19 protein-coding genes, 3 tRNA genes and 1 riboswitch are annotated in these 21225 nt (G+C 60.8%); of the genes, 17 read left to right on the top strand and 5 right to left on the bottom strand.

The window, feature by feature from the left end; genetic code table 11:
• Nucleotides 1–14: 14 nt before the first annotated feature.
• The 9 genes from AC07W0_RS26265 to astE all read left to right on the top strand — a co-directional run bounded on the left by AC07W0_RS26265 (nt 15) and on the right by astE (nt 10056).
• Complete coding sequence (locus AC07W0_RS26265) at nt 15–779, top strand: ABC transporter ATP-binding protein (RefSeq protein ID WP_017849214.1); 765 nt, start codon at nt 15–17, stop codon at nt 777–779.
• Between the two features lie 209 nt (nt 780–988).
• On the top strand, nt 989–1969 hold the full coding sequence (locus AC07W0_RS26260; protein ID WP_017849213.1) for a GlxA family transcriptional regulator: 981 nt from the start codon (nt 989–991) through the stop codon (nt 1967–1969).
• 267 nt (nt 1970–2236) lie between these two features.
• Nucleotides 2237–3457: an aspartate aminotransferase family protein gene (locus AC07W0_RS26255; protein WP_046382325.1), complete on the top strand. Its 1221-nt coding sequence runs from the start codon at nt 2237–2239 to the stop codon at nt 3455–3457.
• Nucleotides 3458–3661: 204 nt separating this feature from the next.
• A complete protein-coding gene (gene aruF / locus AC07W0_RS26250) occupies nt 3662–4681 on the top strand; it encodes an arginine/ornithine succinyltransferase subunit alpha (protein WP_017849211.1) in 1020 nt (339 codons plus the stop codon).
• A gap of 50 nt (nt 4682–4731) precedes the next feature.
• Nucleotides 4732–5757: an arginine N-succinyltransferase gene (gene astA, locus AC07W0_RS26245; RefSeq protein ID WP_017849210.1), complete on the top strand. Its 1026-nt coding sequence runs from the start codon at nt 4732–4734 to the stop codon at nt 5755–5757.
• The gene (astD, locus tag AC07W0_RS26240; protein ID WP_162231510.1) at nt 5754–7223 is read left to right on the top strand and encodes a succinylglutamate-semialdehyde dehydrogenase; all 1470 of its coding nucleotides are present in this window, start codon (nt 5754–5756) and stop codon (nt 7221–7223) included. The genes astA and astD overlap by 4 nt, the downstream gene beginning before the upstream one ends.
• 156 nt (nt 7224–7379) lie before the next feature.
• The gene (gene astB, locus AC07W0_RS26235; RefSeq protein ID WP_102618532.1) at nt 7380–8726 is read left to right on the top strand and encodes an N-succinylarginine dihydrolase; all 1347 of its coding nucleotides are present in this window, start codon (nt 7380–7382) and stop codon (nt 8724–8726) included.
• Nucleotides 8727–8749: 23 nt separating this feature from the next.
• The gene (locus AC07W0_RS26230) at nt 8750–9040 is read left to right on the top strand and encodes a hypothetical protein (protein WP_017849207.1); all 291 of its coding nucleotides are present in this window, start codon (nt 8750–8752) and stop codon (nt 9038–9040) included.
• Nucleotides 9041–9051: 11 nt separating this feature from the next.
• A complete protein-coding gene (astE, locus tag AC07W0_RS26225; protein ID WP_017849206.1) occupies nt 9052–10056 on the top strand; it encodes a succinylglutamate desuccinylase in 1005 nt (334 codons plus the stop codon).
• Between the two features lie 132 nt (nt 10057–10188).
• Here the strand turns inward: astE and AC07W0_RS26220 are convergent, their stop codons facing one another.
• Complete coding sequence (locus AC07W0_RS26220) at nt 10189–10698, bottom strand: 6,7-dimethyl-8-ribityllumazine synthase (RefSeq protein WP_017849205.1); 510 nt, start codon at nt 10696–10698, stop codon at nt 10189–10191.
• 113 nt (nt 10699–10811) lie between these two features.
• Nucleotides 10812–10981: riboswitch (FMN riboswitch) on the bottom strand.
• Nucleotides 10982–11171: 190 nt separating this feature from the next.
• Between AC07W0_RS26220 and ltaE the strand changes: the two genes are divergently transcribed.
• From ltaE to mgtE, 7 genes are all read left to right on the top strand, one after another.
• Entirely contained in the window at nt 11172–12176 is a 1005-nt protein-coding gene (gene ltaE, locus AC07W0_RS26215; protein ID WP_079444548.1) for a low-specificity L-threonine aldolase, read from the top strand.
• Nucleotides 12177–12322: 146 nt separating this feature from the next.
• The gene (gene alaS / locus AC07W0_RS26210; protein ID WP_102618533.1) at nt 12323–14941 is read left to right on the top strand and encodes an alanine--tRNA ligase; all 2619 of its coding nucleotides are present in this window, start codon (nt 12323–12325) and stop codon (nt 14939–14941) included.
• 97 nt (nt 14942–15038) lie between these two features.
• Complete coding sequence (locus AC07W0_RS26205; RefSeq protein ID WP_017849202.1) at nt 15039–16280, top strand: aspartate kinase; 1242 nt, start codon at nt 15039–15041, stop codon at nt 16278–16280.
• A gap of 173 nt (nt 16281–16453) precedes the next feature.
• On the top strand, nt 16454–16642 hold the full coding sequence (gene csrA / locus AC07W0_RS26200; RefSeq protein ID WP_003175645.1) for a carbon storage regulator CsrA: 189 nt from the start codon (nt 16454–16456) through the stop codon (nt 16640–16642).
• Between the two features lie 62 nt (nt 16643–16704).
• Nucleotides 16705–16795 (top strand) — tRNA-Ser (locus AC07W0_RS26195).
• Nucleotides 16796–16903: 108 nt separating this feature from the next.
• Nucleotides 16904–16980 (top strand) — tRNA-Arg (locus tag AC07W0_RS26190).
• Between the two features lie 336 nt (nt 16981–17316).
• Nucleotides 17317–18759 carry a magnesium transporter gene (gene mgtE / locus AC07W0_RS26185; RefSeq protein WP_017849201.1) on the top strand — a complete coding sequence of 481 codons (1443 nt, stop codon included), beginning with the start codon at nt 17317–17319 and terminating at the stop codon, nt 18757–18759.
• A gap of 102 nt (nt 18760–18861) precedes the next feature.
• Here the strand turns inward: mgtE and AC07W0_RS26180 are convergent, their stop codons facing one another.
• The 3 genes from AC07W0_RS26180 to AC07W0_RS26170 all read right to left on the bottom strand — a co-directional run bounded on the left by AC07W0_RS26180 (nt 18862) and on the right by AC07W0_RS26170 (nt 19996).
• Entirely contained in the window at nt 18862–19188 is a 327-nt protein-coding gene (locus AC07W0_RS26180; protein WP_017849200.1) for an Arc family DNA-binding protein, read from the bottom strand.
• 389 nt (nt 19189–19577) lie between these two features.
• Entirely contained in the window at nt 19578–19757 is a 180-nt protein-coding gene (locus AC07W0_RS26175) for a PA3371 family protein (protein WP_046487316.1), read from the bottom strand.
• 11 nt (nt 19758–19768) lie between these two features.
• On the bottom strand, nt 19769–19996 hold the full coding sequence (locus tag AC07W0_RS26170) for a hypothetical protein (RefSeq protein WP_102618534.1): 228 nt from the start codon (nt 19994–19996) through the stop codon (nt 19769–19771).
• A gap of 324 nt (nt 19997–20320) precedes the next feature.
• On the opposite strand from AC07W0_RS26170, the gene AC07W0_RS26165 reads away from it, so the two are divergent.
• Nucleotides 20321–20397 (top strand) — tRNA-Arg (locus AC07W0_RS26165).
• Between the two features lie 262 nt (nt 20398–20659).
• On the opposite strand, the gene AC07W0_RS26160 is transcribed toward AC07W0_RS26165, so the two are convergent.
• Complete coding sequence (locus AC07W0_RS26160) at nt 20660–21025, bottom strand: YidH family protein (RefSeq protein WP_017849188.1); 366 nt, start codon at nt 21023–21025, stop codon at nt 20660–20662.
• Nucleotides 21026–21225: the final 200 nt, after the last annotated feature.

Genomic DNA, 21225 nt, shown 5'->3' with positions numbered 1-21225 from the left:
TGAGAACCGACCGCATGTACAAGCTTGAAGTCCAAGACCTGCATAAACGCTATGGCAGTCATGAAGTGCTCAAAGGCGTGTCCCTGGCCGCCGCGGCCGGTGATGTGATCAGCATCATCGGTTCCAGCGGTTCGGGCAAAAGTACCTTTTTGCGCTGCATCAACCTGCTGGAGCAGCCCCACGCCGGCAAGATCCTGCTCAATAACGAAGAGCTGAAACTGGTGGCCGGCAAAGACGGCGCCCTGCGCGCCGCCGACCCGAAACAGCTGCAACGCATGCGTTCGCGCCTGTCCATGGTGTTCCAGCATTTCAACCTGTGGTCGCACATGACCGCGCTGGAAAACGTGATGGAAGCCCCGGTGCATGTGTTGGGCATGTCGAAAAAGGACGCGCGGGAAAAGGCCGAGCACTACCTGGCCAAAGTCGGCGTGGGCCATCGTAAGGATGCGTTCCCCGGCCATATGTCCGGTGGCGAGCAACAGCGCGTGGCGATTGCCCGTGCGCTGGCGATGGAGCCGGAGGTGATGCTGTTCGACGAACCCACCTCGGCGCTGGACCCGGAGTTGGTCGGCGAAGTGTTGAAAGTGATGCAGGACCTGGCCCAGGAAGGCCGCACCATGGTGGTGGTGACCCACGAAATGGGCTTTGCCCGTGAAGTGTCCAACCAGCTGGTATTCCTGCACAAAGGCATCGTCGAAGAACGCGGCAACCCGCGCGAAGTGCTGGTCAATCCCCAGTCCGAGCGGCTTCAGCAGTTCCTCTCCGGCAGCTTGAAGTAGCCACTCCTTTTATGTGGGAGGGGGCTTGCCCCCGATAGCAGTCTGTCAGTTGATACATCTGGTGACTGATACACCGCTATCGGGGGCAAGTCGAATCGTCGCACCGCCCCTCCCACATTGGATGTTCATCGTTTTTGAGATTTGTGTTCGTTTACGGGCTAGCATTGGCCCACGGCTTCTTTCACTGTTTTTGCTTCGGATAGCCCTCCATGACTGCCCATCGAATTGGTTTCCTGATTTGGCCCAGCACAAAAGCACTGACGCTTGCGCTGGCTGAGGAGGCCTTGCGCGTTGCTCAGCGGGTGCATCCGGAGGTGGTCTATGAGCTGTCGTTTCTGCAGGCCGAACCACAGACCGATGGCGCCTGGCAACTGCCCGGCGGGCCGTGGGCCGGCAAGCTCGAAGGCTTCCAGAAACTGTTCCTGCTGGCCGACGAACCGCCCACCGCGATCGCTTCGCAGCTCAGCACCGCGCTCAAGCAACTGGTGCGCGCCGGGTGTGTGATCGGCGGCTTGTCGGCCGGTGTCTACCCGCTGGCTCATCTCGGTCTGCTCGACGGCTACCGTGCCGCCGTGCATTGGCGCTGGCAGGACGATTTCGCCGAGCGCTTCCCCAAGGTCATCGCCACCAGCCATCTGTTCGACTGGGACCGCGATCGCCTGACCGCCTGTGGCGGCATGTCGGTACTCGACCTGTTGCTGGCGGTGCTGGCCCGTGATCACGGCGCCGAGCTGGCCGGTGCGGTGTCCGAGGAACTGGTGGTGGAGCGCATCCGCGAAGGCGGCGAGCGCCAGCGCATCCCTCTGCAAAACCGCCTGGGCTCGAGCCATCCGAAGCTGACCCAGGCGGTGCTGTTGATGGAGGCCAACATTGAGGAACCGCTGACCACCGACGAAATCGCCCAGCATGTCTGCGTGTCGCGACGACAACTGGAACGCATCTTCAAGCAATACCTCAATCGCGTCCCCAGCCAGTATTACCTGGAACTGCGCCTGAACAAGGCCCGCCAGATGCTGATGCAAACCAGCAAGTCGATCATCCAGATCGGCCTGTCCTGCGGCTTCTCCTCGGGGCCGCACTTCTCCAGCGCCTACCGCAATTTCTTCGGCGCCACCCCCCGCGAAGACCGCAACCAGCGACGCAGCAGCAGCCCGTTCGAGTTGTCGTCGGTGCCGTCCGAACGCGGTTGATCTCACCCGCGCGATCCCGGCGGTAGATAGATAGCCGACCGCCGGCCAAGTTACGCCTATCCTGCTCGACCACCTGCCGCTGTGCCCCGGTAGCGTTTAAACTGCGCCATTGCGATGCTATTTGTCGCATTGGCGTAAACCCGCCAAAATCGCGGGTTGGCGCTATAAGAAGTTGTCGCTTGGCGGCAAGGCCGCGCTGAAAACTGTCCTTACAATCCCTGCATCGCCCGCCAGTTCCAGGCAGGCGTTCCTCTTCAGGAGACTCCGATGTCCGTTGAGCAAGCCCCGGTGCAACGTGCCGATTTCGACCAGGTCATGGTGCCCAATTACGCACCTGCCGCATTCATCCCCGTGCGCGGCGCAGGTTCGCGCGTGTGGGACCAGGCGGGTCGCGAGCTGATCGACTTTGCCGGCGGCATCGCGGTCAATGTTTTGGGCCATGCCCACCCGGCGCTGGTCGGTGCGTTGACCGAACAGGCCCACAAGCTGTGGCACGTCTCCAACGTCTTCACCAATGAGCCGGCCCTGCGCCTGGCCCACAAGTTGATCGACGCCACCTTTGCCGAGCGTGTGTTCTTCTGCAACTCCGGCGCCGAAGCCAACGAGGCTGCGTTCAAGCTGGCCCGTCGCGTGGCGTTCGACCGCTTCGGCAGCGAGAAATACGAGATCATCGCCGCCCTCAACAGCTTCCACGGCCGTACCCTGTTCACCGTCAACGTCGGTGGCCAGTCGAAGTACTCCGACGGCTTCGGGCCGAAGATCACCGGCATCACCCATGTGCCGTTCAATGACCTGGCCGCGCTGAAAGCCGCCGTGTCGGACAAGACCTGCGCCGTGGTGCTGGAACCGGTGCAAGGCGAGGGCGGCGTGCTGCCGGCCGAGCTCGCCTACCTGCAAGGCGCCCGCGAACTGTGCGACGCCCACGACGCGCTGCTGGTGTTCGACGAAGTGCAGACCGGCATGGGCCGCAGCGGCCACCTGTTCGCCTACCAGCACTACGGTGTGGTGCCGGACATTCTCACCAGTGCCAAGAGCCTGGGCGGCGGTTTCCCGATTGCCGCGATGCTCACCACGGAAGCCTTGGCCAAGCACTTGGTGGTCGGCACCCACGGCACCACCTACGGCGGCAACCCGCTGGCGTGTGCGGTGGCGGGGGCGGTGATCGATGTGATCAACACGCCTGAAGTGCTGGCCGGCGTCAACGCCAAGCACGACCTGTTCAAGGCCCGCCTGGAACAGATCGGCAAACAATACGGGATCTTCAGCGAAGTGCGCGGCCTCGGCCTGCTGCTCGGTTGCGTGTTGAGCGACGCCTGGAAAGGCAAGGCCAAGGACGTGTTCAACGCGGCCGAGAAAGAAAACCTGATGATCCTGCAAGCCGGCCCCGACGTGGTGCGTTTCGCGCCGAGCCTGGTGGTGGAGGATGCGGACATCAATGAAGGCCTGGACCGTTTTGAGCGTGCTGTTAAAACACTGACCCAAGCCTGATACACATTTATCTGTCGGACTGGGTCGAATGTGGGAGGGGGCTTGCCCCCGATAGCAGTCTGTCAGTTGATACATCTGGTGACTGATACACCGCTATCGGGGGCAAGTCGAATCGTCGCACCGCCCCTCCCACATTGGATATGTGTTGTTCCTGACCCGTCCGGTACTTTTTCCTATGAGTTTTTCGAGTTAAGGAGTGACACCATGCTGGTGATGCGCCCCGCGCAAATGGCTGATCTGGGCGAGGTACAGCGTCTGGCTGCGGACAGCCCGATTGGTGTCACCTCCTTGCCGGACGATGTGGAGCGCCTGAGCGACAAGATCGCCGCCAGCGAAGCGTCCTTCGCTGCCGAGGTCAGTTTCAACGGTGAAGAAAGCTATTTCTTCGTGCTCGAAGACACCGAGACCGGCAAGCTCGTCGGCTGTTCGGCCATCGTCGCCTCGGCCGGCTACTCGGAACCGTTCTACAGCTTCCGTAACGAGACCTTCGTCCACGCCTCCCGCGAGCTGAAGATCCACAACAAGATCCACGTGCTTTCCCAGTGCCACGACCTCACCGGCAACAGCCTGCTCACCAGCTTCTACGTGGTGCCGGAGCTGGTCGGTTCGCCGTGGTCGGAACTCAATTCCCGCGGCCGCCTGTTGTTCGTCGCCAGCCATCCCGAGCGCTTCGCCGACTCGGTGGTGACCGAGATTGTCGGCTACAGCGACGAGAACGGTGATTCGCCGTTCTGGGACGCCATCGGGCGCAACTTCTTCGACCTCAACTACGCCGCCGCCGAGCGCCTGTGCGGGCTGAAAAGCCGCACGTTCCTCGCCGAGCTGATGCCGCACTACCCGATCTACGTGCCGCTGCTGCCGGACGAAGCCCAGGAAGCCATGGGCCAGGTGCATCCGCGTGCGCAGATCACCTTCGACATCCTCATGCGCGAAGGCTTCGAGACCGATCACTACATTGACATCTTCGACGGCGGCCCGACGCTGCACGCACGGGTCTCGGGCATTCGCTCGATCGCCCAGAGCCGCGTGGTGCCGGTGAAGATCGGCGAGAGGGTCAAGGGTGTCGGCCGCCAGTACCTGGTGAGCAACGCGCAGTTGCAGGATTACCGCGCGGTGCTGCTGGAGCTGGACTATGCGCCCGGCAAACCGGTGACCCTGGACCTGGAAGCGGCCGAAGCCCTGGGCGTCGGCGAAGGCGCCAGCGTGCGTTTGGTTGCGGTTTAACGCAGAGTTTTGCGGGTGGCCTGAACGGGCGGCCCGCCTGAGGAGATAGCATGATCGTTCGTCCCGTACGCAGCAGCGATTTACCGGCCCTGATTGATCTGGCGCGCAGCACCGGCACCGGCCTGACCACCTTGCCGGCCAACGAAGAGCGCCTGACCCACCGGGTCGGCTGGGCCGAAAAAACCTTCCGCGGCGAAGCCGGGCGCGGGGATGCCGACTACCTGTTCGTGCTGGAAAACGACGAAGGCCGCGTGGTGGGGATTTCCGCCATCGCCGGCGCCGTCGGCCTGCGCGAGCCCTGGTACAACTTCCGGGTCGGCCTGACCGTCAGCGCCTCCCAGGAGCTGAATATCTACCGTGAGATCCCGACGCTGTTCCTGGCCAACGACCTCACCGGCAACTCCGAACTGTGTTCGTTGTTTCTGCACGCCGATTACCGCAACGGCCTCAACGGCCGCATGCTGGCCAAGGCGCGCCTGCTGTTTATCGCGGAGTTCCCGCAGTTGTTCGGCAACAAGATCATCGCCGAGATGCGCGGCGTGTCCAATGAAGCCGGGCGTTCACCGTTCTGGGAAAGCCTGGGCCGACACTTCTTCAAGATGGAATTCAGCCAGGCCGACTACCTCACCGGCGTGGGCAACAAAGCCTTTATCGCCGAGTTGATGCCGAAATTTCCGCTGTACAGCTGCTTCCTGTCCGAGGATGCGCGCAACGTGATCGGCAAGGTCCACCCGGACACCGAGCCGGCGCTGAGCATGCTCAAGAGCGAAGGGTTCAGCTACCAGGGCTATGTCGACATTTTCGACGCCGGCCCGGCGGTGGAATGTGAGACCAGCAAGATCCGTGCGGTGCGCGACAGCCAGTCGCTGGTGTTGGCCATCGGCACGCCAGGCGACGACGCCACGCCGTTCCTGATCCATAACCGCAAGCGCGAAGAGTGCCGCATCACCGCCGCACCGGCCCGCCTGGCGGCAGGCACGCTGGTGGTCGATCCGTTGACCGCCAAGCGCCTGCAGCTGGTGGTGGGCGATCAAGTGCGTGCCGTACCGTTGTCTGCTGCTCGGGAGTCGAAATAATGAATTCGCTGTATATCGCAGGTAGCTGGCTGGCTGGCCAGGGTGAGCTGTTCGAATCGCGCAACCCGGTGACCCAGCACGTGCTGTGGGCCGGCAATGGCGCCAGCGCCGAACAGGTCGAATCCGCCGTGCAGGCGGCGCGCCAGGCGTTTCCGGCGTGGGCCCGGCGCTCGTTGGAAGAGCGCATCGGCGTGCTCGAAGCCTTCGCCAATACCTTGAAAAGCCGCGCCGATGAAATCGCCCGCTGCATCGGCGAAGAAACCGGCAAGCCCCTGTGGGAATCGGCCACCGAAGTCACCAGCATGGCCAACAAGATCGCGATCTCGGTGCAAAGCTACCGCGAGCGTACCGGCGAGAAGAGCGGCCCGCTGGGCGACGCCACCGCCGTGCTGCGCCACAAGCCCCACGGCGTGGTGGCGGTGTTTGGTCCTTACAACTTCCCCGGCCACCTGCCCAATGGGCATATCGTCCCGGCGTTGCTGGCGGGCAATACCGTGTTGTTCAAACCCAGCGAGTTGACCCCGAAAGTCGCCGAGCTGACCGTGCAATGCTGGATCGAAGCCGGCCTGCCGGCGGGCGTGTTGAACCTGCTGCAAGGTGCGCGGGAAACCGGGATCGCCCTGGCGGCCAACCCGGGTATCGACGGGTTGTTCTTCACCGGCTCCAGCCGCACCGGCAACCACCTGCACCAGCAGTTCTCCGGGCGCCCGGACAAGATCCTGGCCTTGGAAATGGGCGGTAACAACCCGTTGGTGGTGGATCAAGTGGCCGACGTGGATGCGGCGGTCTACACCATCATCCAATCGGCGTTTATCTCGGCCGGCCAGCGTTGCACCTGTGCCCGTCGCTTGCTGGTGCCCGAAGGCGCCTGGGGCGATGCGCTGCTGGCGCGGCTGGTGGCGGTCAGCGCGACGATTGCGGTTGGTGCGTTCGACCAGCAACCGGCGCCGTTCATGGGCTCGGTGATTTCCCTGGCGGCCGCGAAAGCCTTGATGGACGCCCAGGAACTGCTGTTGGCCAACGGCGCCGTGGCGCTGCTGGAAATGACCCAGCCGCAGGCTCAGGCCGCGTTGTTGACCCCGGGCATCATTGACGTGACCGAAGTGAGCGAGCGCGCCGATGAGGAGCTGTTCGGCCCGCTGTTGCAGGTGATCCGCTACGCTGATTTCGCCGCGGCGATTGCCGAGGCCAACAACACCCAGTACGGCCTGGCCGCCGGTTTGTTGTCGGATTCCGAAGCGCGCTACCAGCAATTCTGGCTGGAAAGCCGCGCCGGGATCGTCAACTGGAACAAACAACTGACCGGCGCCGCCAGTACCGCGCCGTTCGGTGGTGTCGGGGCTTCGGGCAACCATCGCGCCAGCGCCTATTACGCAGCGGATTATTGCGCGTACCCGGTGGCGTCCCTGGAGACCCCGAGCCTGGTGCTGCCAGCCACACTCACCCCCGGCATTACACTGATCTAAAGGTGGGAGGGGGCTTGCCCCCGATAGCGGTGGATCAGTCACCTGATTCATCAACTGGCAGACTGCTATCGGGGGCAAGCCCCCTCCCACATTAGGTCGGTGGTGTATTCAAGTCATTAGATGCCTATAAAAACAGATGTTCGTGGAGCCTCGCCGATGAAATCCTATGAAGTCAATTTTGACGGTCTAGTGGGGCCGACCCATAACTACGGCGGTTTGTCCTACGGCAACGTCGCGTCCCAGAGCAACAGCCAGCAAGCTTCCAACCCCAAGGAAGCGGCGTTGCAGGGCCTGCAGAAAATGAAAGCGCTGATGGACATGGGCTTTGTGCAAGGCGTGCTGGCGCCGCAGGAACGCCCGGACGTGGCTGCCTTGCGCAACCTCGGCTTCAGCGGCAGCGATGCCCAGGTCATCCAGCACGCGGCCAAGCACGCCATGCCATTGCTGGTCGCCAGTTGCTCGGCGTCGAGCATGTGGGTGGCCAACGCCGCCACCGTCAGCCCGAGCGCCGACACGGCGGATGGCCGCGTGCATTTCACCGCCGCCAACCTCAACTGCAAATACCACCGCAGCATCGAACACCCGACCACCAGCCGCGTATTGGGGGCGATGTTTGCCGATGCGAAACACTTCGCCCACCACGCCGCGTTGCCGGCGGTGGCGCAGTTCGGCGACGAAGGCGCGGCCAACCACACACGTTTCTGCCGTGACTATGGCGAGGCCGGCGTGGAGTTTTTCGTGTTCGGCCGCAGTGCGTTCGACACCCGTTACCCGGCGCCGCAGAAGTACCCGGCGCGCCAGACCCTCGAAGCCTCCCAGGCCGTCGCCCGCCTGCACGGCCTGAACGATGACGGCGTGGTCTTCGCCCAGCAGAACCCGGCGGTGATCGATGCCGGCGTGTTCCATAACGACGTGATCGCGGTGGGCAATGGCGAAATGCTGTTCTATCACGAGGACGCGTTCCTCAACACCGAGACGATGCTTGCCGAGTTGCAGGCCAAGTTGGGCAAACTGGGCGGCAACTTCCAGTCGGTGTGCGTGCCGCGTGCCCAGGTCAGCGTCGAAGACGCGGTGCGTTCCTACCTGTTCAACAGCCAATTGCTGACCCGCGCCGACGGCTCGATGCTGTTGATCGTGCCGGAAGAGTGCCGGGCCAACGCACGTGTCTGGCAGTATCTGCAAGGTCTGACCGCTGCCGGTGGTTTGATCCGCGAGGTCAAGGTCTTCGACCTCAAGCAAAGCATGCAGAACGGCGGCGGCCCGGCGTGCCTGCGTTTGCGCGTGGCGTTGAACGAAACCGAGCTGGCGGCGGTGAACCCAGGGGTTATCATGACCGCGCCGCTGTATGAAACGCTGACCCAGTGGGTCGACAAGCACTACCGCGACAGCCTGCGCGAAAGCGACCTGGCTGACCCGCAATTGCTGCTTGAATGCCGGACGGCATTGGATGAACTGACGCAAATCCTTAAACTGGGCGCGGTATATCCTTTCCAGATCAACTAACGCCACACGGCCGAGAGCTATTTATGAGCACCGATACCCTGCAACTGATCCTTGAAGACACCGACGGCACCCAGCTGCAAACCTCCTGCACCCGCGTTGCCGTGATCTGGCAGGGCAAGGAAGTCTGGATTCAGCACGACGGCCGTGGCCAACTGCTGATCGGTGTGGACGTGGAAGAAGGCGACGCCGAGTACGCCAACCTGCTGATGCGCCCACTGGCCACCAACCTGATGAGCCTGCAACTGGAAATGGAACCGGCCGACGTTGAGGGTGATGACGACGATCACGTCCACGGCCCAGGCTGCAACCACTAAGGAAGCTGCTTATGCTCGCCCTCGGCAAACTCCTTGAACTGACCCTCGCCGGTCGTGAACCGGCGCAAAAAATTCAACTGACTGTCGACGGCGTGCAGATGCGCTGGCTCAGCGAAGGCGCGCTTGAAGTGCGCCCGCCGCAAGCGCGGGACAACGGCAGCGATGTGCTGCTGTCGTCCGGCATCCACGGCAACGAGACCGCGCCGATCGAATTGCTCGACCGCCTGTTGCATGGCATCGCCCGTGGGCAGATCAAACCCCGCACCCGTATTCTGTTCCTGTTCGGCAACCCCGAGGCCATGCGCCGCGGCGAGCGTTACCTCGAACTGGACGTCAACCGCCTGTTCAACGGCCGTCACGAAAAAAATATCGGCCCTGAAGCCATGCGCGCCGCCGAGCTGGAACAATTGGCCCGCAGCTTCTTCAGCCTGCCTGGCCGCTCGCGCTTGCATTACGACCTGCACACCGCCATTCGCGGTTCGAAGGTCGAGCAGTTCGCCCTCTACCCGTGGAAGGACGGGCGCCAGCATTCGCGCCACGAACTGGCCCGCTTGCGCGCCGCCGGTATGCAGGCGGTGCTGCTGCAGAACAAAGCTTCGATCACCTTCTCCGCCTTTACCTATGAACAACTGGGCGCCGAGGCCTTTACCCTGGAATTGGGCAAGGCGCGGCCGTTCGGGCAGAACCAGGATGTGGACGTGTCGCGCCTGGAAACCCGGCTGACGCAGATCATCGAAGGTACCGAGCCGGACACTGGCAGCCTGGATGGCCTGCAGCTGTTTGCCGTGTCCCGCGAAGTCATCAAGCACAGCGATGCATTCCTGTTGCACCTGCCGGCGGACGTGGAAAACTTTTCGCCGTTGGCCCAGGGCTATCTGCTCGCCGAAGACGTCGCCAAGACCCGCTGGGTGATCGAGGAGGAGGGCGCACGCATCATCTTCCCGAACCCGAAGGTGAAGAATGGCTTGCGCGCAGGGATATTGATCGTGCCGACCACGGACGCCGGGCTGGCATAGATCTCAGCCTTAACCGGATCCAAATGTGGGAGGGGGCTTGCCCCCGATTGCGGTGTAACTGTCAGAAAATTTTTAACTGACAGACCGCCATCGGGGGCAAGCCCCCTCCCACATTTTGTGTTGCGGTGTTGCTTAAACTGCTACCGCACGCGGCTCGCTGCGGCGGATCGCACGCACCTTGTGCAAGGTGTCGGCACAGGTACGCGCCGCTTCCTGGCCTTTGTGTACGAAGTGATCATGGAAGAAGGCGTGGTGCTCGCTGCCGGCGTGGAAGTGGTGCGGGGTCAGAGACACCGAGAACACCGGCACTTCGGTTTCCAGCTGAACCTGCATCAGGCCGCTGACCACCGATTGGGCGACGAATTCATGGCGGTAGATGCCGCCGTCCACCACCAGGGCTGCGGCGACGATGCCGGCGTAACGGCCGGTCTTGGCCAGCAGTTTGGCGTGCAGGGGCATTTCAAAGGCGCCGCCGACTTCGAAGAAATCGATGTCCGATTCCTGGTAACCCAGGGCGATCATTTCGCTGAGGAAGCCTTTGCGCGATTGGTCGACAATATCCTTGTGCCAGCAGGCCTGGATAAACGCGACGCGCTCGCCGTGATGGTTTTTGCTTTTGCTGTCGATTGCGGTGGGTTGCATGTTCTGACTCCTGTTTAAGAAAAAAACAGGGCGTTATGAATCGAATGGGATTTAAGGGTACGAACAGCTGGGTCATGCAGGCATGAACTCAGCGCGCGGCCCTTTTGCGCCAATCCCGTTCTCTCTTCATCCGGACTATGACCGTCGGCCCCGGGATCACACCGGGTCTGCTGACCTTGTCGCCGTCCTGCCGGAGCAGTTCGAGGCGCCAAGCGCTCGCGGGCTATGCACATTGCGCGCAATTACCGCCGGTGGGGAATTGCACCCCGCCCTGAGAACGTTGCCGCCAGAACCCTGGCGGCGGAGAGTTTTTAACATGGTTTTTCAGAAACTGCACGATTGCCGTATCGATAGCCTATATCGGTTTGTTTGATTGATATTCGATTGACGCAGCATAGGGCTTGATATTCCGTGGCTTTACCCGCAGTAATCATCAGTACGAAAAAACGCCCAACCCATCAGAGGCCAGTTTGATGACCGTGATAGACCTGCGCAGCGACACCGTGACCCAGCCCACCCCCGGCATGCTCGATGCGATGGCCAGCGCCGTCAGCGGCGATGACGTGTATGGCGAAGACCCTAGCGTCAATCGCCTGGAGGCCGAACTGGCCAAGCGCCTGGGGTTCGCCGCGGCGTTGTTCGTGCCCACCGGCACCATGAGCAACCTGCTGGCGTTGATGGCCCACTGTGAGCGTGGCGAGGAATACATCGTCGGTCAGCAGGCCCACACCTATAAGTACGAAGGCGGCGGCGCGGCGGTGCTGGGTTCGATCCAACCGCAACCACTGGAAGTGCAGGCGGACGGTTCCCTGGACCTGGATCAGGTGCTGGAAGCGATCAAGCCCGATGATTTCCACTTCGCCCGCACCCGCCTGTTGGCGCTGGAGAACACCATGCAGGGCAAGGTGTTGCCGCTGGAGTACCTGGCCAGGGCACGTGCGTTTACCCGTGAACATGGCCTGGCCCTGCACCTGGACGGCGCGCGGCTCTACAACGCGGCGGTCAGGCTCGACGTGGACGCGCGGGAGATCACCCAGCATTTCGATTCGGTGTCGGTGTGCCTGTCCAAGGGCCTGGGCGCGCCGATTGGCTCGGTGTTGTGCGGCTCCACGGCGCTGATCGCCAAGGCGCGGCGTTTGCGCAAGATGGTCGGCGGCGGCATGCGCCAGGCCGGTTCCCTGGCGGCGGCGGGGCTGTATGCCCTTGACCATCAGGTGCAGCGCCTGGCCGACGACCACGCCAACGCCCAATGGCTGGGGGATGAACTGCGCAAGGCCGGGTATGCGGTGGAGCCGGTGCAGACCAACATGGTCTACGTGCAGCTCGGCGACCGGGCGCAGGCCCTGAAGACGTTTGCCGCCGAGCGCGGCATCAAGTTGAGCGCCGCACCGCGCCTGCGCATGGTCACGCACCTGGACGTGAGTCGTGCGCAGATCGAGCAAGTGGTGCAGGCATTCGTCGAGTTTTCTCGGAAATGACCGTGCAGACTGTCTAATTGACTGTTTCTATCACATAAACACGCTGTACCACCGGCAAAGGGCCGATATAATGCGGCCCTTTGCCGTCGCTCCGTCTGATGATGTTGCGCACTGGCCTTTGGCCTCAGACTCCGTGGAAGAACCTAATGAAAAGCGCAGAAATCCGTGAAGCCTTCCTTCGCTTCTTCGAAGAGCAAGGCCACACCCGTGTCGCCTCCAGCTCCTTGATCCCAGGCAATGACCCCACCCTGCTGTTCACCAACGCGGGGATGAACCAGTTCAAGGACTGCTTCCTGGGCCAGGAAAAGCGCGCCTATACCCGCGCGGTCAGCAGCCAGAAATGCGTGCGCGCCGGTGGCAAGCACAACGACCTGGAAAACGTCGGCTACACCGCCCGTCACCACACGTTTTTCGAAATGCTCGGCAACTTCAGCTTTGGCGACTATTTCAAGAAAGACGCGATCAACTTCGCCTGGACCTTCCTCACTGGCGTGCTGAAACTGCCGAAGGAAAAGCTCTGGGTCACCGTCTACGCCAGCGATGACGAGGCCTACGACATCTGGACCCAGCAAGTCGGCGTGCCGCCTGAGCGCATGGTGCGTATCGGCGACAACAAGGGCGCGCCTTACGCCTCCGACAACTTCTGGACCATGGGCGACACCGGCCCGTGCGGCCCATGCACCGAGATTTTCTACGATCACGGCGCCGATATCTGGGGCGGCCCACCGGGTTCGCCGGAAGAAGACGGCGACCGTTACATCGAGATCTGGAACAACGTGTTCATGCAGTTCAACCGCACCGCCGATGGCGTGTTGCATCCGCTGCCGGCACCGTCGGTGGATACCGGCATGGGCCTGGAGCGGATCAGTGCGGTGATGCAGCACGTTCACTCCAACTACGAGATCGACCTGTTCCAGAGCCTGCTGGCCGCTGCGGCCAAGGCTATCGGTTGTGCCAATGAAGACCAGGCATCGCTCAAAGTGGTGGCTGACCACATCCGTTCCTGCGGTTTCCTGATTGCCGACGGCGTGCTGCCGTCCAATGAAGGCCGCGGCTACGTGCTGCGCCGTATCATCCGTCGCGCCTGCCGCCACGGTAACAAGCTGGGCGCCAACGGCAGCTTCTTCTACCAGATCGTCGCGGCGCTGGTCGCCGAGATGGGCGCAGCCTTCCCGGAACTCACCCAGAACCAGGCGCACATCGAGCGCGTGCTCAAGGCCGAAGAAGAGCAGTTCGCCAAGACCCTGGAACAGGGCCTGAAAATCCTCGAGCAAGACCTCGCCGGCCTGCAGGGCAGCGTGGTGCCGGGCGATGTGGTGTTCAAACTCTACGACACCTACGGTTTCCCGATGGACCTGACCGGCGACATCGCCCGTGAGCGCAACCTGACCCTCGACGAGGAAGGTTTCGAATGCGAGATGGAAGCCCAGCGCGTGCGCGCCCGTTCCGCCAGTTCCTTCGGCATGGACTACAACAGCCTGGTCAAGGTTGACGTGGCCACCGAGTTCACCGGCTATACGGCCACCCACGGTTCGGCCAAAGTGATCGCGCTGTATAAAGACGGCCAGTCGGTCGACGTCCTGAATGAAGGCGATGACGGCGTGGTGGTCCTGGACCGGACGCCGTTCTATGCCGAATCCGGTGGACAGATCGGCGACTGCGGTTTCCTCAAGGCGTCTTCCGGTCGTTTCGATGTGCGTGATACCACCAAGACCGGCGGCGCATTCCTGCACCACGGCGTATTGGCGTCGGGCAGCCTGATCGTCGGTTCGCCGGTGGACGCCCAGGTGGACGCCGACGTGCGCCACGCCACTGCGCTGAACCACTCGGCCACCCACTTGCTGCACGCGGCACTGCGCCAGGTGTTGGGCGAGCACGTCCAGCAGAAGGGTTCGTTGGTCGACAGCCAGCGCCTGCGTTTCGACTTCAGCCACTTCGAAGCGATCAAGCCTGCGCAGATCAAGGCCCTGGAAGACATCGTCAACGCCCAGGTGCGCAAGAACACCCCGGTGGAAACCGAGGAAACCGACATCGAGACCGCCAAGGCCAAGGGCGCCATGGCGCTGTTCGGCGAGAAATACGGCGACAACGTGCGCGTCCTGAGCATGGGCGGCAACTTCTCGGTGGAACTGTGCGGTGGGATCCACGCCAACCGTACCGGCGACATCGGCCTGCTGAAAATCATCAGCGAAGGCGGTGTGGCGTCCGGTGTGCGTCGTATTGAAGCGGTGACCGGCGCTGCGGCCCTGGCCTACCTCAATGCGGCCGAAGAGCAACTCAAGGAAGCGGCCAGCCTGGTCAAGGGCAGCCGTGACAACCTGATCGACAAACTGTCCGCCGTGCTGGAGCGCAACCGCGCCCTGGAGAAACAGCTGGAACAGTTGCAGGCCAAGGCGGCCAGCGCGGCAGGCGACGATCTGTCGGCTTCCGCCCAGGACGTCAAGGGCGTGAACGTCCTGGCGGCGCGCCTGGACGGCCAGGACGGCAAGGCGTTGTTGGCCTTGGTCGATCAGTTGAAGAACAAGCTCGGCCGCGCAGTGATCCTGCTCGGCAGTGTCCATGAGGATAAGGTCGTTCTGGTTGCCGGTGTAACCAAAGACCTGACTGGCCAACTCAAAGCCGGTGATTTGATGAAACAAGCCGCTGCGGCAGTGGGCGGGAAGGGCGGTGGTCGTCCGGACATGGCACAAGGCGGTGGTGTAGACGCCGGTGCCCTGGACGCGGCCCTGGCCCTGACCGTGCCGTTTGTCGAGGCTGGCATTTAAGGCGCTGTGAATGAGCCCGTGGTCTAGTCGCGGGCTCGCTCGGTTGCTGGAAGATTGGTTTATTGGGCGCCCCTTTACGGGCTGAGGCGGCTTAGAAATGGCTTTGATCGTACAGAAATTTGGAGGCACCTCGGTCGGCTCTGTCGAAAGAATCGAGCAGGTCGCCGACAAGGTTAAGAAATTCCGCGATGCCGGCGACGACCTCGTCGTGGTGCTGTCGGCCATGAGCGGCGAAACCAATCGCCTGATCGAACTGGCCAAGGCTATCAGCGGCGATCAACAACCGCTGCCGCGTGAGCTGGATGTGATCGTGTCCACCGGCGAGCAGGTGACCATTGGCCTGCTGGCCATGGCGCTGAACAAGCGCGGTGTGCCGGCAGTGTCCTACACTGGCAGTCAGGTGCGTATCCTCACCGACAGCGCGCACACCAAGGCGCGCATCCTGCAGATCGACGATCAGAAGATTCGCGCTGATCTGAAGGCCGGTCGTGTGGTAGTCGTCGCCGGTTTCCAGGGCGTCGACGAGCACGGCAATATCACCACCCTCGGGCGTGGCGGTTCGGACACCACCGGTGTGGCCCTGGCGGCCGCGCTCAAGGCTGACGAATGCCAGATCTACACCGATGTGGATGGCGTCTACACCACCGATCCGCGCGTGGTATCCGTGGCCCAGCGCCTGGACAAGATCACCTTCGAAGAGATGCTGGAAATGGCCAGCCTCGGTTCCAAGGTGTTGCAGATCCGTGCGGTTGAATTCGCCGGCAAGTACAACGTTCCGCTGCGCGTATTGCACAGCTTCAAAGAGGGTCCGGGCACCCTCATTACTATTGATGAAGAGGAATCCATGGAACAGCCGATCATTTCCGGCATCGCTTTCAACCGCGATGAAGCCAAGCTGACGATCCGTGGCGTGCCAGACACCCCGGGCGTGGCATTCAAGATCCTCGGCCCGATCAGTGGCGCGAACATTGAAGTCGACATGATCGTGCAGAACGTTTCGCACGATAACACCACCGATTTCACCTTCACCGTTCACCGCAACGAGTACGAAGCGGCCGAGCGTATCCTGCAGAACACTGCGAGCGGGATTGGCGCGCGTGAAGTGGTCGGCGATACCAAGATCGCCAAGGTGTCGATCGTGGGTGTGGGCATGCGTTCCCATGCCGGCGTTGCCAGCCGCATGTTCGAGGCCCTGGCCAAGGAAAGCATCAACATCCAGATGATCTCCACCTCGGAAATCAAAGTCTCGGTGGTGATCGAAGAGAAGTACCTGGAACTGGCTGTACGCGCACTGCATACCGCTTTTGAGCTGGACGCTCCGGCCCGACAGGGCGAGTGATGCAAGGCCAGGAAGGCGCGGTTTACCGCGCCTTTCATTTTTTTGTAGGGCGCATGTTGTTTTGCGTGGGCTCGACAATACTTAGCTGGTAGGGCTATGGCCGATGAGCCGTAGGTCGAAGGCCTTTTTTTGCAGACTGTTGTTCCTGAACTGAAGTGCGTGAGGTGAAAGGTATGTTGATTCTGACTCGTCGTTGCGCAGAAAGCCTGATTATTGGTGATGGAGAAATCACCGTGACCGTGCTCGGCGTCAAAGGCAATCAAGTGCGTATTGGGGTAAATGCTCCGAAAGAGGTAGCGGTTCACCGCGAGGAAATCTATCTGCGGATCAAGAAAGAGAAGGACGAAGAACCAAGCCTTTAATTTTTATCGTTTTTTATGTTTGCAAACGGGGATGAACGTGGTTAATATACGCCCCGTGTTGCGGAGAGCTGGCCGAGTGGCCGAAGGCGCTCCCCTGCTAAGGGAGTACACCTCAAAAGGGTGTCGGGGGTTCGAATCCCCCGTTCTCCGCCATTATTTGCTTAGTACGTTGCAATCTGGATTTATCGATAAGTTGTTGAAATTAATCGAAAAAATCGCTTTACATAGAGATTGAACGGCCTATAATGCGCGGCAACAAATGCACTCGTAGCTCAGCTGGATAGAGTACTCGGCTACGAACCGAGCGGTCACAGGTTCGAATCCTGTCGAGTGCACCATACAAACAAAAAGCCCGCCTAGTGCGGGCTTTTTGCCGTCTGGGGTTTGTAGGATTTAACCTTTTCTTCCCGCGCCATGTGTTTTCTATTCGCGTGGCAGCGTCGCAATTCATAGATGCGGCCAATTCTCAGCTTTGGCGCGCAAGCGCTTGTTCTTACCAGTTTTTTGACGTTAAAAGCGGCGGGCGGTGTATCATTGCGCCCGTCAGCCCCGCCGGGGCTTGTGGAACACCTCCATGGACTTACCCAGTAGTTACTCAGTACCCCGTTTTACCAATCATGAATTGACTGATTGATCCTTCCGGCGTGCCCCGCTGCTGGGAGTGGAGTTCGCCTATGACCGAAGTAGAAGTAAAGAAAACACAAGAAAGCCTGCAGGATCGCCTGGCTCAAGTCATTGAGCTGCTGCAGCGCCAGCGCGTGGTCGAAGAGCTCACGCACCGCCAGGAAGGTCCGCACCACGACCGCGTCGAAAACCTGGTTCATCGGCAAAATCTCGTCGAGTTGCAACGCAAGCTCGATGATCTGCACTCCGCCGACGTCGCTTATATCCTTGAAGCCTTGCCGCTGGATGATCGACTGACCCTCTGGCAGTTGGTCAAGGCCGACCGCGACGGCGACATCCTGCTCGAAGTATCCGACTCCGTCCGTGAAACCCTGATCGCCGACATGGATGATCACGAGCTCCTGGCCGCGGCCCGGGAGATGGACGCCGACGAACTGGCCGACCTGGCCCCCGAACTGCCCCGTGATGTTGTCCATGAGCTGATGGAAGCCCTTGACAGTCAGCAGCGTGAGCGCGTGCGCTCCGCGCTGTCCTATGACGAGGATCAGGTCGGCGCCCTGATGGACTTCGAGATGGTCACCATCCGCGAAGACGTCAGCCTGGAAGTGGTACTGCGTTACCTGCGCCGCCTGAAAGAGCTGCCAGGGCACACCGACAAGCTGTTCGTGGTCGACTACGAAGGCATTCTCAAGGGCGTGCTGCCGATCAAGCGCCTGCTGGTCAACGACCCGGAGAAGAAGGTTGCGGACGTGATGGCCAGCGATCCGGTGGGTTTCCATCCGGATGAAGACGCCTACGACGCCGCCCAGGCCTTCGAACGTTACGACTTGATCTCGGCCCCGGTGGTCGACAAGAACGGCAAGCTGATCGGCCGTCTGACCATCGATGAAATGGTCGACCTGATCCGTGAAGAAAGTGAAACCGAAGTCCTCAACATGGCGGGTCTGCGTGAAGAGGAAGATATTTTTGCCTCGGTCTGGCGCTCCCTGCGTAACCGCTGGGCGTGGCTGGCCGTAAACCTGATCACCGCGTTCATCGCTTCGCGGGTGATCGGGCTGTTCGAAGGTTCGATCGAAAAGCTGGTGGCACTGGCGGCGTTGATGCCAATCGTTGCCGGGATCGGCGGTAACTCCGGCAACCAGACCATTACCATGATCGTGCGCGCCATGGCGCTCGACCAGGTCAATACCGGCAACACCTCGCGCCTGATGCGCAAGGAATTGGCGGTGGCGCTGATCAATGGCGTGGTGTGGGGCGGGGTGATCGGGATCGTGGCCTACTTGCTGTACGACAGTTGGTCGCTGGGGGTGGTCATGACTGCCGCCATGACCCTCAACCTGCTGTTGGCGGCCTTGATGGGGGTGCTGATCCCCATGACCCTGGCACGCCTTGGGCGCGACCCAGCCATGGGCGCCAGTGTGATGATTACCGCCATGACCGACAGCGGCGGCTTCTTCATCTTCCTTGGCCTGGCGACGATCTTCCTGCTCTAACCCCTCGCGGCGGGGGCAACCCAGCCCCCGCCCAGTACCGCCTTCCCGAATTGCGCGCAAAAAAAAGCCAGCACATGGCTGGCTTCGGCTTTCAGGAACAGATCATTCGGCTTCTGCGGCCGCCTCAACGTCGTGCGCAATAAGCGAGACAAGGGCATTTTGCTGGCGGTGAGAGAGCTGACGAAAACGCTGCAGCAGTTCGCGTTCGTGCAGTGACAGCTCAGGGCTGTCCAGGCGCATGCTTAGCTCTTCGCCCAACGCACCTTCCTGAATGAGGCTCTGCTCCAGGCGCGCGATGATTTCGGAGTTCATGCTGCGGTGATGATTGCGAGCCACCTCGGCAATGCGTTCCCGCATTCCGTCTGGCAGACGTACGACGAACTTGTCAGCCGTGCGGCTGGAATAAATTGCCTGTTTCAATGGGCGCATATATTTAACCGGTTAGTTCAGGGGAGCGGTTATTGGAATTGGCCGCAAGATGAGTGTTAAGACAAGGCTCACGACCAAAGTTCAACCTGAATTGCAAAGAGGCCGCATCATGCCTCAGTTTTGCCGGTTCCTTGGCGTCAATTCTGTGACAAATATTGAACTGCCTAAAGGCTTTATGCCAGTACTGATTTGCTTTTTTGCGGACTGGTTGGAAAACTTTTTTGCGAGTGATCGTCACAATTCATCGTCCCGCAAGCCGTTGCTGCCAAGGGGTTTGGGGCGCATATCGTATCGTGATATGGCCTTTTGCCCTTGTTTTTAAGACTAGTGGCAATTTGCCGATTTACTAGTGCGAGGCGACATAAGGTAGGTGTGCCGGCGAGCGAAAATCAGCGCAGCACGGGGTCGAATCTGATTCGGCGGCCGACGATCAGCGTCAACAGCAGGAAGCTGCCGAACACAGTACTGGTGATGAGCGCGGTGGTGCGAGCGTCCTGGGACGAGGTAGACATGCCCAGCACGGCAGTCACGACGGTCAGGCACAAAAACAGCCAGGCGGCTTTGGACATGGAAGGCTTCCTCAGAAAACCCAGTGTTCAGTTGCGGGCGCGGCCTGAATGCTTTGGGCCAGGCGCACGGGCGATTGCGGGTTGGCCGTCATCACCGCCAATTGCGGACGTTGTTGCAGATGATGCGGCACGGGCTGGCGGATCTGCGCGGTGTCATCGCTACCGTTCGACTGAAAATGAAACATCACCAGTGCGGCCAGGGCGACGGTATTGAGAGCCAACAGAAGGGTGCTGTTCATCGTCATCTTCTCCGCAACGGGTCCAGCCGAATGGTTTTGTAGGAGAAGTATTGCAGATGCCGTGCCAATGTTTTATTTCAATAAAATCAATGGTTTGAGTTTAATCTAAACAGCGCTCGGGTTGCAATTTGCAATGCTGGCATTTTGGTGTAGTGCATTTTGCACGATGGCCTCGGATGCCCGGGTTTGCTGGGCGAAACCGTGATCCGTGGCGCAAGCATTGGCTTACACTCAAAAAGCCCACGGACGACATGACAAAACCCACCTCGGCCGTTAACATGCACGCCGTCCGTCGCAGCGCCGTTGGCCCGATGGTTGTCATTTGTCCCAGTAGCTCAATTGGATAGAGCATCCCCCTCCTAAGGGGAAGGTTGGCAGTTCGAACCTGCCCTGGGACACCATACAAATAAAGCCTCTCGCGCCGATCCACTGCCAGCTCATTTTTCCCCGTGACAGCGGTGTGCAACAGACAAGGCCAACAAAAAAGCCCCGCCGGGTATTGCTCCGGCGGGGCTTTTTTGTTTTTGAATGGGCGACCCACTTAATCAGGGTCCAAAGGTGAGCCAGGGTCACACTCGTTCGTTTGCTCGTCGAGAGATGCTCGACTGCACGCGTCTATCGCCCATCGAGGAGGTCGAGTGAACTCACGCAGGCCAGTCTTGCTCACATCATGAACAAATAGGCCATGAGCAAAACGCCAAGAATTGCAGTAATGACATTAATGCCAGGGCCGGTATTGACGCTGTAGCCAAGGGGGATCTCAACGGGTTTGAGGGTCTTGACCACCTTTTTGTATTGCCAGGATGACCAGCAGGCAACCCAGGAGCCCAGCATCAGAAAGGTCAGCCCGATCCAGAATGAAAAATGTTTTCCGGGAGAGCCCGAAGCGTCCGGTTTCAGCATCTGGAGCAGTAGCCCGGATCGTTCAATCACAAAGCCAAATGCCATCAGCGAAAGGCTGGTTCGGTTCCATGCCAGCAACGTGCGCTCGGCGGCAAAGAACACGCGCGGATCGTTCAGGTCGGACATTGAGATTTCCTTGTTCACACAGCTTTTGAAACGACGCCGCGCAGAATAGCTTTAAACGAAACCACTTGACGTGTCCGTTGATAGATCCAGCTGTTGGGATCAACGCACATATGCCAAGCGTAGCGTCCCGTGCTTGGCGCATAGCCACAAAATCGGCTGCGCCAATGCCCTCGTACACGTGAACGCTATGGGTTTTTTTG

Source organism: Pseudomonas sp. GW704-F2 (assembly GCF_059423025.1).
This window is presented reverse-complemented; position numbering and strand designations above follow the sequence as displayed.